Annotated in this window: 8 protein-coding genes; all 8 read left to right on the top strand. The window is 71.7% G+C overall.

The genetic code is table 11. The features are described 5' to 3' along the window. Positions 1-497: 497 nt before the first annotated feature. The 8 genes from AB0E67_RS32610 to AB0E67_RS32575 all read left to right on the top strand — a co-directional run bounded on the left by AB0E67_RS32610 (position 498) and on the right by AB0E67_RS32575 (position 12,496). Positions 498-1,229 carry a trypsin-like serine protease gene (locus tag AB0E67_RS32610; protein WP_362033651.1) on the top strand — a complete coding sequence of 244 codons (732 nt, stop codon included), beginning with the start codon at positions 498-500 and terminating at the stop codon, positions 1,227-1,229. Positions 1,230-1,678: 449 nt separating this feature from the next. Beyond that, a complete protein-coding gene (locus tag AB0E67_RS32605) occupies positions 1,679-2,284 on the top strand; it encodes a TetR family transcriptional regulator (protein WP_362033648.1) in 606 nt (201 codons plus the stop codon). Between the two features lie 58 nt (positions 2,285-2,342). After that, entirely contained in the window at positions 2,343-3,947 is a 1,605-nt protein-coding gene (locus AB0E67_RS32600; RefSeq protein WP_362033646.1) for an MDR family MFS transporter, read from the top strand. 343 nt (positions 3,948-4,290) lie between these two features. Then, a complete protein-coding gene (locus AB0E67_RS32595; RefSeq protein WP_362033643.1) occupies positions 4,291-6,180 on the top strand; it encodes a glycerophosphodiester phosphodiesterase family protein in 1,890 nt (629 codons plus the stop codon). Between the two features lie 599 nt (positions 6,181-6,779). Continuing rightward, the gene (locus tag AB0E67_RS32590; protein ID WP_362033640.1) at positions 6,780-7,388 is read left to right on the top strand and encodes a 2Fe-2S iron-sulfur cluster-binding protein; all 609 of its coding nucleotides are present in this window, start codon (positions 6,780-6,782) and stop codon (positions 7,386-7,388) included. Beyond that, positions 7,385-8,377 carry a xanthine dehydrogenase family protein subunit M gene (locus AB0E67_RS32585; protein ID WP_362033637.1) on the top strand — a complete coding sequence of 331 codons (993 nt, stop codon included), beginning with the start codon at positions 7,385-7,387 and terminating at the stop codon, positions 8,375-8,377. Before AB0E67_RS32590 ends, AB0E67_RS32585 begins: the two co-directional genes overlap by 4 nt. After that, positions 8,374-10,494, top strand: a complete 2,121-nt coding sequence (locus tag AB0E67_RS32580; RefSeq protein ID WP_362033634.1) for a xanthine dehydrogenase family protein molybdopterin-binding subunit — start codon at positions 8,374-8,376, stop codon at positions 10,492-10,494. The genes AB0E67_RS32585 and AB0E67_RS32580 overlap by 4 nt, the downstream gene beginning before the upstream one ends. A 421-nt stretch (positions 10,495-10,915) precedes the next feature. Continuing rightward, positions 10,916-12,496, top strand: a complete 1,581-nt coding sequence (locus AB0E67_RS32575; RefSeq protein WP_362033631.1) for an alpha/beta hydrolase — start codon at positions 10,916-10,918, stop codon at positions 12,494-12,496. Positions 12,497-12,701: the final 205 nt, after the last annotated feature.

The raw sequence follows: 12,701 nt of genomic DNA, 5'->3' as shown, positions 1-12,701 counted from the left end.
ACCGGGGCCCTCCCGGCGCGCCGTCGAGCCACCCCGCCGCCGATGGATCCGTCGGCCGGATCGCCTGCTGGTACGGCGACCGGATGCTCCGCGCGGCCCCCATCGACCCCGTCGTGCCGGCCACCCGTTCCGACGTGTCCTTCCTCGCCGCCTCTGCGGCCCGCCCGACCGCGCCCGCCGTGGCCCTGGCCCCGCTGCGTCCCCGACGGGGTCGACCGGCGGGCCGCCGTAGCGGCGATCAGCCGTTTCCCGCAGCTGGTCGAAGTGACCAGCCCGTCCTGACCTTCCTCCCGCCGCGGTCGCCTCCCGCCCGCACCGGCCAGGCAGCCGCCACCGGCCCACGAGGCCCCGGCCGTGTGCCCGGCGCCGTGCGCACGGGCGGGGCATAGCACCGCGGCATGGTCAGGTGTGAGGTACCCGGCGCCGCGGTTCTCCGGGAGCCTGGGGCCGGTCAACCCCCACAGACACACCTCGGGTGTCCCACGAAACGAGGAAGCATGCGCATATCCAGGCTGGTCCCCGCCGTCTCGGCCGCCGCGGTCTCCGTCCTCGCCCTGCTCTCCCCCACCGCCTCGGCGGCCGAGTCGGGCCCGGCCCAGGCGGCACCGGTGACCAAGGCCGTACAACCGATCATCGGTGGCGGATACGCCCAGAACGCCCCCTGGGCCGCCCGGCTGTACTCCAACGGCCAGGAGACGTGTTCGGCCACGATCATCGCGCCGACGTGGATTCTCACGGCCAAGCACTGTGTCGCCGGTGGCGGCCTTTCCTTCCGCATCGGCAGCCTCGACCAGTACAGCGGCGGCACCGTGGCGAACGGCGTCCAGACCTACACCCACAGCGCCGACCTGGCGCTGGTGCGCCTGGATCGTTCCGTCCAGGGGACGTACTCCCAGCTCGGACAGCCCGGGACGGTACGGGTCGGGCAGAACGTACAGGTGTGGGGCTGGGGTGCCACCTCGCAGTGCGGCTCGGAGGCCAACTGCCAGTCCCGCTACCTGAAGGTGGCCAATGTGACCGTGACCAGTGGCTGCACCGACGCCTACGGCGGTTCGGCGATCTGCGCCCGGCGCGGCGACGGCATCACCGCCGGCGGCGACTCCGGCGGCCCGATGACCCTCGGCGGTGTCCAGGTCGGTGTCGCTTCCACCAGCGACCGCCAGACCACGACGGCGTACACCAACGTCACCGCGTACCGCTCCTGGATCCAGTCGGTCGCCGGCGTCTGATCACACGAGCAGGCCTGTCGGGCCGCCGTCGGGACCGGCCCCGGGACCGGTCGCGAACGGCGTGAGGAATCTCTGACGGTCCGTGGCACCCGCGCGGCATGCGTGGGTGCCACGGACCGTCGCTGTTTCGTCACGTCAGCCGTGCTCCGGGAGGGCGGGAAGGCGAAGAGCGTCCCGCCGACGCCCGCGCGACGACGAGGCTCCCGCATGCCCGTACGCTGTACGTGCCCCGCCCATCCCGTGATCACGAATGCCGCGACCGGGGGACGGATGGTGCCGATCCTCGGGGCGACCCGGGGCCCGCAGGCGCTCGCCGTCGCGGTCCCGCGTTCCGACGACGCTGCCGGGCCCCGGCCGGGGCCTCCCCTTTCGCGCCCGACTCCGGCCCTCGTGCCATGCATGGCGGCGTCATTTTGCATGAAGCGCAAAATTGCATAGCATGCACTTTCATGAGTACCGCCGACCAACCCCTCGGGCTGCGCGAACGCAAGAAGCGTGCGACACGTGATGCCCTGGCGGGTGCGGCGCTGCGCATGGCCGCGGACCGCGGAATCGAGAACGTGACAGTGGAAGCGGTCACCGAAGCGGTCGGCGTCTCCGTCCGCACCTTCTTCAACTACTTCCCGTGTCTGGAAGCCGCCGTCACACGGCCCGGCCAGGACAACTCCGAGCGGATGCGCCGGGCCGTCCTCGACGCGCCCGAGGAACTCTCGGCACTCGGCGCCCTGCGTGAAGCCATCGCGCAGGAGCTGGCCCATATCGAGGAGGACCACGAGCGCTGGGAGCTCCAGACGGCCGTGCTCAAGAGGAATCCGTCACTGCTGCCCGGCTTTCTGGCCGCCCAGTGCGCGGACGAACGCGCGCTGGTCGCGGTGGTGGCGGAGCGCCTCGGCCGGGATCCCGACTCCGACCTCCACCCCAGGCTTCTCGCACACGTGACGATCGCCGCCGTACGCGCCGCCGTCGAGCTCTGGGTGGCCTCCGGACGCACCCACACGTTCGAGAGCATCTACCGCGAGGCGTTCGCTTCGCTGGCCGCCGGTCTGAGCGACTGAAGCACATCCGGGTCCCCCACCGGGGGCCCTTTCACCAGAAAATGAGGAACGTCAGCCGATGACCGCTGCTGTCACACCCGATGCCGGGGCCGCCGATGCGCCCGTTGAGGCCGCGCCGGCCATGACACGTCGTCACATACTCCAGGCCATGTCGGGCCTGATGGCCGGCATGTTCGTGGCCATCCTGGCCTCCACGGTGGTCTCCAACGCCCTTCCCAGGATCATCGCCGATCTGAACGGCAGCCAGTCCTCGTACACCTGGGTGGTCACCGCCGAGCTCCTCGCGATGACGGCGACCGTCCCGATCTGGGGCAAGCTGTCCGACCTCTACGACAAGAAGCTGCTCATCCAGCTCTCCCTGTCGATGTTCGTCGTCGGCTCGCTCGTCGCCGGTTTCTCGCACAGTGTCGGCCTGCTCATCGTGAGCCGCGTCGTCCAGGGCATCGGAGCGGGTGGTCTCACCGCGCTCGCCCAGGTCGTGATGGCGGCGATCATTCCGCCGCGTGAACTCGGCCGCTACTCCGGGGTGTTCGGCGCTGTCTTCGCCGTCGGCACGGTCGCGGGACCGCTGATCGGCGGTGTGCTCGTGGACACGTCGTGGCTGGGGTGGCGCTGGTGCTTCTTCATCGGTGTGCCGTTCGCGTTGCTGGCGATCGTGCTTCTCCAGCTGACCCTGAAGCTGCCGACGGTCCGCCGGGAGGTGAAGATCGACTATGTCGGTGCCGTCCTCATCATGAGCGGGGTCAGCGCCCTGCTGCTGTGGGTGACCCTCGCCGGCAACCGGTTCGACTGGCTGTCCTGGCAGACCGCCGCCCTGGTCATCACCGGTGTGGTCCTGCTGGTCGCCGCGGTCGTGGTCGAGTCCAGGGTCCCGGAACCGATCATCCCGCTGGACATCTTCCGCAATCGCACGGTGACACTGGCGACGGTGGCGAGCCTGCTGGTCGGCGTGGCCATGTTCGGCGGCACGGTGTTCCTCTCCCAGTACTTCCAGATCTCGCTCGGCAAGACGCCGACCGTGGCGGGGCTGATGAGCCTGCCGATGATCCTCGGTCTGATGATCTCCACGACCGTCGCCGGGCAGATCATCTCCGCCCGGGGCAAGTGGAAGGGCTTCCTGATCGCGGGCGGCATCATCATGACCGCGGGCATGGGCCTGCTGGCCACCATCGGTGCGGACTCCTCGTTCGGGCTGCTCAGTGCCTACATGGTGGTGCTCGGCGTCGGCGTCGGCATGCTGATGCAGAACCTGGTGCTGGCGGCTCAGAACGACGTACCCGCGTCGGAGCTCGGCTCGGCGACCTCGGTCCTGTCGTTCTTCCGCAGCCTCGGTGGGGCGATCGGCACGAGCGCGCTGGGCGCCGTGCTCGGCCACCGGGTGACGAGCGAGCTGGAGAAGAGCTTCGGCGGGGCGGCCGGCGGGGGCGCCACCCACGGCATCCCCGACCTCAGCAAGCTGCCCGAACCGGCGCGGCAGGTGGTGGAGCACGCGTACGGAGTCGCGACCGCCGAGGTGTTCCTGGTCGGAGCCCCCTTCGCGTTCCTCGCCCTGATCGCCGTGCTGTTCATCAAGGAGAAGCCGCTCAAGACGACGAGCGGCATGGAACGGCTCGCGGAGGAGAACGCCGCGGCGGCGAAGGCATCGACCACGGCGACGCACTGAGCGGATCGCATCGCACCGGGTCCCGCGGGAAGCGCCGCTGGGCCCGGACTCCATCCGCGGACGGGCATTCTCCTGCGGCCTGCGCGTGGGGGTGCGACGCGTACGGCGGCGGAGGGCGGCACGCCGGTCCGGGCCGGTTTCGAGCACCGGCCCGCGACGGCGTGCCGCCCGCTGCTTCTTGGGCGAGGACCGACGAGGGCAGGCGCGACCGCATTTTCCCATTCACCGGAATTCCGTCATTTGGCGACGGGCGTCCGGTGCGGCTTCAGCGTCCGTGCACCGTCCAGCCCGCGTTCCCCTGCCGGTCAAAGGCTGTTGATCTTGCGACCGTAAGTTTCCAGCCATGTCTAGTCGATCAATTCGCATTGCCTCCGCGCTGCTGACCACAGCCGTACTCGTCCCCTTGTTCACGGCCCAGCCCGCCGGTGCCGGAACCAAGTCGTCCGGCTCCACTCCGGCCGATGGCCGGGTCGTCGTCTCCGAAGACTTCTCCGGCAACTCGCTGCCCGCGGGATTCCGGCCCGCCGAGGGCACCTGGGAGGTCAAGAACGGCCGGTTGTACGGCACCTCGGCCGACAGCAACCAGCAGAGCAGGATCACCTTCGGTGAACACCTCAATGACTTCCGCATCGAGGTGACCGCCCGGTTCGAGTCGGTCAAGGACTCCGCCCGCTGGACGGCGATGGGGCTGGACGTCCCCGCCAACGGCTCCGTCCCGTGGTCGATCGCCACCATGCGCAGCGGCACCACCGCCTCCAACGGCCTGGAGTTCGCCCAGCGCACCCCGACCGGCACGTGGAACGTCACCGACACCGCCGCCGCGGCCTCGGCGGCCGGAACCGGCCGCGACGTACGCATCGCCGTGGAGGTCCACGGCACCAAGGCCCGCTGGTTCTTCGACGGCCGCGAGGCCATGCGCACCACCCGTGTCGCCCGCACCGCCGAGGGCGTCGAGGCACTCGTCGTCAACGGCTCCACGGTCTCGTTCGACGACCTGAAGGTCACCGAGCTCCCCTCCGAGAGCTGGATCCGTCCCGCCGGCTCGCCGATGACCGTGATCGCCCACCGTGGCGCCTCCTCGGCCGCCCCGGAGAACACTCTGGTGTCCGACGAGGTCGCCCGGCGCGGCGGAGCCGAGTACATCGAGAACGACGTGCAGCCGAGCAAGGACGGTGTCCCGTACGTCCTGCACGACAGCACGGTGGACCGCACCACCGACGGCAAGGGCGCCGTCCGTAATCTGACCTCGGCCCAGTTGGACGCGCTGGACGCAGGTTCCTGGTTCGGTCCTTCCTACACGGGCACCCGTATCCCCACCCTGGCCGCGCAACTCGACGACCTGCGGAGCCGTGGCGGCAACCTGCTGCTGGAGATCAAGGGAGCCCACACCCGCGACGAGGTCGCCACGATCGTCAAGACCATCCGGGACCACGGCATGACCGACCGGGTGTTCGTGCAGAGCTTCGAGGTGGACGCGCTGAAGTACACCCGCGAGCTGGCGCCCAAGCTGCCGCTCGGCCTGCTGCGCGGTTCTCTGGACGCCGACCCGGTGGCCCTCTCCAAGGAGCTCGGCCTCGCCTCCTACAACCCGTCGGACGACGCGCTGTCCAAGCGGCCCGGCGTCGTGGCCGACCTGCACCGCGCGGGTGTCGCGGTGATGGTCTGGACGGTGGACGGCCCGGCCCGCTGGCAGGCTCTGGAGGCCGGTGGGGTGGACGGCATCATCACCAACCGCCCGGCCGAGCTGGCCGGTTGGAACGCGGCCCAGCAGCAGGATCGTCCCACGCCGCCGGCCGCGCCGACCGTGACCATCACCTCCCCGGCCGCCTCGGCGTCGTTGGACCGCTCGCAGACCCCGGTCCCCGCGATCCAGGCCACCGGCGCCGACAAGGTCACCCTCACCCTGGACGGTGACGCCGTCACGCCCGGCAAGCCGCTCGACCTCACCGCGCTGGCCGCCGGAAAGCACACCCTGCGAGCCGAGGCCACCGGCCCCGGCGGCACCGCGCGCGCGACTTCGACCTTCACCGTCCGTGCCACCCCGACCGGTCTGGCCCATCTGATCCTGACCTCGGGCGCCGACGCCAACCGGGTCGCCACGATGACCACCATGCTGGGGCACGCCCACTACTCCCAGCTCGCCAACTGGGCCGCTCACCAGTCCGGGAACGGTCTGAACGCCGCTCGCGCCGCGCTGATCGTCGCCGAGGCCCGAGCCCTGGCCGCCGGATAGCACGTACACCGGCGTCCGGCGTCCTGCCGGCCGGGGGTTCCGGATCGACTGGTCCCGGACATCCGGCCGCGGGATCGACCACATGCCGGAGGGAGCAGTGGGGGGCGCGGCAACACCGCGCCCCCCACTCGCGTTTCCCGGCTGTGCGGGAACGAACAGCCGGGCTCGGAAGCGGCGCTCGGCCGACGCCGACGGGAGTGCGCGGGGCCGATTCGCCGGGTCGGTTCGCCGGGCCGTTTCCCGCTCGGCGCATGCCACGTCCGGGATGCGCGCGATTCCTCCGCCCGTCCGGACGCGGAGTCGCGCGCCCTGCGTCTGCCCTCGGCCTCCTTCGGTATCGCGGGCAGGGCCTCCTTGCTGAGCGGAGAGCCGTCCACTAGGTTCGACGGCTGCCGGACAGCTGTCCGGTCGAATTCACCATGCCGTCGGATCCGGCCGATGCGGCGGAGCGGTCGATCCCGGCCACCGGCTCTCCCGTACCCTTGTCGCCCCACTCCCCCGGACGAGTCCGGCCTCCGGAAGGAGTCCGCTCCTCCGCAGGCGCCCGGCGGGACCCGTCTCGATCCGGCACGCGTCCGCAATGCGAAAGAAGGCTGAGCATGGCCCCATCGACATCCAGCGTCATCACCCTGAGCGTCAACGGCGAGCAGCACACGTTACCCGTCGACCATCGCACCACACTGCTCGACGCCCTGCGTGAGCGCCTCGACCTGACCGGCACGAAGAAGGGGTGCGACCAGGGCCAGTGCGGCGCCTGTACGGTGCTGCTCGACGGACGCCGCGTCGTTTCCTGCCTCCAGTTGGCGGTCGCCGCCGAGGGGGCCGCGGTCACCACCATCGAAGGCGTCGCCGACGGTGACCGGTTGCATCCGGTACAGCAGGCGTTCATCGACCTGGACGGCTATCAGTGCGGCTACTGCACGCCCGGGCAGATCTGTTCGGCTCTCGCGGTGCTCGAGGAGCACGCGGCGGGCTGGCCGAGCTCCGTGACCGCCGATGTCCGGCCCGAAGCGGGAGTGCCCGCGCTCACCTCCGAGGAGATCCGTGAGCGGATGAGCGGCAATCTGTGCCGGTGCGGCGCATACGTGTCGATCGTGGCGGCCGTGGCCCGGGCCGCGGAAGCCGGAGCCGGGGCGGAGGCCGTGGACGGGGACGGGGAAGCGTTCGCGGCCGGCGCGAAGCCGGGGGGCAAGGGGGCAGTGGCGTGAGGGAGTTCGGTTACGAGCGTGCGCTCGACGTCCCGGGTGCGGTCGTCCTGCGCGGCACCGGTCCCGAGGCCCGGTTCCTCGGCGGCGGTACCAATCTCGTCGACCTGATGAAGGCCGGTGTGGAGCGGCCCGCACTGCTCGTCGACGTACGCCGACTGCCGCTCGACCGGGTCGAGCCGACGGCCGACGGCGGGCTGCGCATCGGGGCGACGGTCACCAACAGTGATCTGGCGGCCCACCCGGACGTGCGGCGCCGCTACCCCGCGCTCGCGCAGGCAGTCCTGGCGGGCGCCTCGGGCCAGTTGCGCAACATGGCCACGGTGGGCGGGAATCTGCTCCAGCGGACCCGTTGCGGCTACTTCACCGACGTCAGCGGTCCCTGCAACAAGCGCTCACCCGGCAGTGGTTGCCCGGCGATCGCGGGTGAGCACCGCAATACCGCGATCCTCGGCGCGTCCAAGCACTGCGTCGCCGTCCATCCCTCGGACATGGCGGTCGCGCTGGCCGCCCTCGACGCCGTCGTCGTGTACGAAACGGCCGAAGGACCGGGCGAGTTGCCGATCACTCGGCTGTACCCGCCGGTGGGCGACGCCCCGCACATCGAGACCGCCCTGCCACCCGGCGCGCTGGTCACCGGCGTCACGTTGCCGCCGTTTCCTTCCGCGGCCGGCTCGCGGTACCGGAAGGTGCGCGAGCGCGCCTCGTACGCGTTCGCGATCGGCTCCGTCGCCGCCGCGCTCGACGTCCGGGACGGTGTCGTGCGCGATGTACGTCTCGCGTTCGGAGCGGTCGCGTCCCGGCCGTGGCGGGCCCGGATGGCCGAGCGTGCGCTGGTCGGTGGCCCCGCCGGGACGGAGGCGTTCGGCGCCGCGGCGGACGCCGAGCTGGCGGCGGCCGGGCCGCTGCCGGGGAACGCGTACAAGGTGGCGCTGGTGCGTGACCTGGCCGTCACCGTTCTGACCGAACTCGCCGAGGAGGCCGCCCGATGACCACGACGACCGAGGTCGCCGCGCCGACGGGAGCCGTCGGCTCCGCGCACGCCCGTGTGGAGGGCCGGGCCAAGGTCACCGGGGCGGCCCGCTATGCCGGGGAGATCTCTTTCGCCGATCTGGCGCACGGCTGGCTGGTGCTGTCGTCCGTGGCCCGCGGCCGTGTCCGCCGGGTCGAGGACACCCCCGTCCTGGAGATGCCGGGCGTGCTCGCCGTGCTGCACCACGGGAACGCGCCGCGCGTCGACACCGACTACCTGGGCATGCTGGGGCGGCCGAACCCGGTCCTCGGACTCTTCCAGCACGACCGGGTGCCCTTCGCTGGCTGGCCGGTGGCGCTGGTCGTGGCGGAGACGTCCGAGCAGGCCCGGGAGGCCGCCGAGGCCCTGGTGGTCCGGTACGACGAGAAACCGCACGACGTGGCGTTCGACGTCGGGCGCGCCGACGCCTACACGCCGCGGAACAACCCGATGATGCCGGCCGAGACCGAGAAGGGGGACGTGGAGGGTCTGCTGGGCCATTCCGCCGTCGTCGTGGACGAGGAGTACACCACTCCGGAGGAGCACCACCATCCGATGGAGCCGCATGCGGCGACCGCCCACTGGGACGGCGGACGGCTCGAGGTCGTCGACTCCAACCAGGGCAGCACGTGGGTGGCGGGCGAACTCGCCAAGCTCTTCTCGCTCGAACCGGCTCGCGTGCGCGTACGGTCCGAGCACGTCGGCGGTGCGTTCGGCTCGAAGGGCGTCGGCCCGCACCAGGTGGCCGCCGTCATGGCCACGACCCTGCTGAACCGTCCGGTCCGCGTCGTGCTGACGCGCCGCCAGATGTTCTCCCTCGTCGGATACCGCAGCCCCACGGCACAGCGCGTCCGACTCGGCGCCGACGCGGACGGGCGGCTGCGCGCGTTCGACCACCAGGCGCTGAATCTGTCCTCGACGGTGCACGAGTTCATCGAGTCGAGTGCCGTGCTGGGGCGCGTGATGTACGACGCCGACGCGCATCACACGCTTCACCGGCTCGTACGGCTCGACGTGCCCACCCCGTCCTGGATGCGCGCACCCGGCGAGGCACCGGGGTCCTTCGCCCTCGAATCCGCCCTCGACGAACTGGCGGAGAAGTGCGGCATCGACCCGATCGCACTCCGGGTGCGCAACGAACCCGTGACGGGGCCGGTGTCGGGGCTGCCGTTCAGCAGCCGCAATCTGCTCGCCTGCTTCGAGGAGGGGGCCCGAAGGTTCGGCTGGGCGCACCGCGACCCGCGTCCGGGCGTGCGCCGCGAGGGGCGCTGGCGGATCGGGACCGGAACGGCGGCCGCCACCTATCCGTCCGGAGTCGGCCCGTCCACTGCGGCCGTGACCGCGGAGACGGACGGGACGTTCACCGTGCGGATCAACGCGGCGGACATCGGTACCGGGGCGCGGACCGCGATGGTCCTCGTGGCCGCCGAGGTGCTGAAGGCGGCTCCGGACCGGATCCGTGTGCGCATCGGTGACAGCGACCTCGGCCCGGCGATGATCGCCGGTGGTTCGATGGGGACGCGCTCCTGGGCCTGGGCGGTCACGCTCGCGGCGGAGGAACTGGTGAAGCGGCTGGCTCTCGGCGGCGGAATCCCGCCCGAGGGAATCACCACCCGGTCGGACACCGCCGAGGCCGTCGGCTCACTGACGAAGAAGGAACGGCACTCCTTCGGGGCGCAGTTCGCCGAGGTCGCCGTGGACGTCACCACGGGTGAGGTGCGGGTGCGGCGGCTGCTCGGCATCTTCGCGGCGGGCACCATCGTCAATCCGCTCACCGCCCGCAGCCAGTTCATCGGCGGGATGACCTGGGGCCTGTCCATGGCCCTCCACGAGGAGGCGGTCAGGGACCGGGCGTCCGGGGCCCATGTCGGCGCCGACCTCGCCGGGTACCACTTCGCCACGCACGCGGACGTGCCGCTCATCGAGGCGGGCTGGGTCCACGATCCCGTGCCGGACGATCCGGTCGGCATGAAGGGCATCGGCGAGATCGGGGTCGTGGGCGTCGCGGCCGCGATCGCCAACGCCGTGTGGCACGCGACCGGTGTACGCCACCGGCACCTGCCGATCCGCCCGGACCGGATCCTCACCGCGTCCTGAGGACGGCCAGGGGGCGGGGGACGCGGTCGGGCACCGGGTGACCGGAGCCGTGGCGGCATGCCCGGCGTGGTCGGGGGGCACGAGCCCTTCCCGGCCACGTCGGCCGATCCGCCGCACAGGACACGGAGCACGCGGCAGGTGGCTACGGCACGTGGCACCGCGCCGTGCTCCTCGGGTGCGGGCGGGTCTCTCGGGCGTACACGCAGGCAGTCGCCAAGGCCGCTGACGTAGGTGCGCGGTACTGCCGCACGACGACGACACGGCGTCGGGAACGGTGAAAGGCTGGCCCGCGTGACGACGGCGGGCGGACGACCGGCGCCGACGGACGAGCACCGTGTCTCTCGCGGCCGGCTGCCGCCACGCCCCGTCCGATTCCGCCTCCCGCTGACGGGACGGGCATGCCCGTCCCGAAGGAGATCGTGTGACCACCTTCAGAGCAGCCGCGCGCCGTGTTTCGGCCGTCGGCCTCGCCCTCACCGCCTGTCTCACCGCGCTGCCCACCGCGACGGCGGCCGCCTCGGACCGCGACGACGGCGCGGCGCGATCCGGGGCCGGACTGGGCCGCTACTACCATCAACGCCTCGACTGGCGCAGCTGCGTCCTGGGCCCGGACGACGCGCCGGGGAGCGCTCTGGAGAAGGCGGGCGCGCGCTGCGCGGACGTGACCGTGCCGCTCGACTACTCCGATCCCGGCGGCCGTACCCTCACCGTCGCGATATCCCGGCTCCGGGCCACCGACACCCGGCACCGGGTCGGACCGCTGATCATCAACCCCGGCGGCCCGGGCAGTTCCGGCCTCGATCTCCCTCCGCTCATCCGCGCGGCGATGAAGGACACAGGCCCGCGCTACGACATCATCGGCATGGATCCGCGCTTCGTCGGCCGCAGCACTCCCCTGGACTGCGGCTGGCCCGTCGGCCTCTCCCTCTTCTCCTCCGGTGTCGGCAGGCCCGGGTTCGACCGCCAGGTCGTCCTGCAGAAGAACCTGGCCGACCGGTGCCGGGCCACCAACGCGTCCGTGCTGCCGCACGTCACCACCCGCAACACCGCCCGCGACATGGACGTCATCCGGGGCGCGCTCGGTGAGCGGAAGATCTCCTACCTGGGCTACTCGTACGGCACCTACCTGGGCACCGTCTACAGCCAGATGTTCCCCGGCCGCTACGACCGGATGGTGCTCGACGGGGCACTGGACCCCCGCCGTTACAACCCTCGTCTCATGAAGGGTCTGGAGCGCGAGAACGACCGCGCGCTCGCGGACTGGGCCGCCTGGGCGGCTCGGCGCGACAGCGTCTACGGACTCGGGCGCACGCGTGACGAGGTGCTCACCACGGTCGAACGCGTCATCGACGCGGCCGCCCGGCGGCCGCTGACGATCGGTACCGCCCCCGAGGTGTTCCGACTCGACGACACCCAGGTGCCCTTCGTGGTCTTCATCGGGATCGCCGACGACACCGATGAGGCACGGGCCGTCCTCGGCGAGCAGGTATCCGTCCTGGCCGAGGCCGCGAAGGGACATCCGACCCGACCCTCCCCCCAGTTCGCGGCGATGCTCCGGTCGACGCTCGGCGGTGAGGCTTCGCAAACCGGCAGTGCGCAGTCCGCGATCCTCTGCGGGGACGCGGCCGCACCGCACGAACCCGAGTCGTACTGGCGGGACATCGAGCGCAGCCGGGCCGCACACCCGGTCATCGGCCCGATCGCCAACAACATCGGGCCGTGCGCCTTCTGGGACCGGCCCCGCGAGAAGCCCACCCAGGTACGCCACGACGCATCGGCCCTGATCGTCGCCGCCACCGGCGACCCGCGCACTCCCTACACCGGCAGCGTCGCGCTGCGCGGCCTGCTGCCCAGCTCCAGGCTGGTCACTCTCCAAGGCGCCAATCGGCACACGCTGTACGGCACGTACGGCAATGCCTGCGTGGACGACCAGGTCAACCGCTACCTGGCCACCGGCAGGCTGCCCGCGGCGGACCGGACCTGCGTCAAGCAGGGCGGATAGTCGCCCCGCGATTCGCTTCGTCGAGGAGGGTGGGCGGGCATCACGCTGTCGGGCGCGGTGTCGCCGATGTCTCCGCTGCGGCCGGTGCCTCGCCTCCGGCCCTCGTGGACGCCGTGAACACACGGAACCCCGGCCCGATTCCGGCGGGCCGGGGTTGTGTGTGGGTTGAGCGGTCGGGTCAGTCGTCGTATCCGCCGCCGTAACC

This window comes from Streptomyces sp. NPDC032161 (assembly GCF_040636995.1).
GTDB lineage: Bacteria > Actinomycetota > Actinomycetes > Streptomycetales > Streptomycetaceae > Streptomyces.
This window is presented reverse-complemented; position numbering and strand designations above follow the sequence as displayed.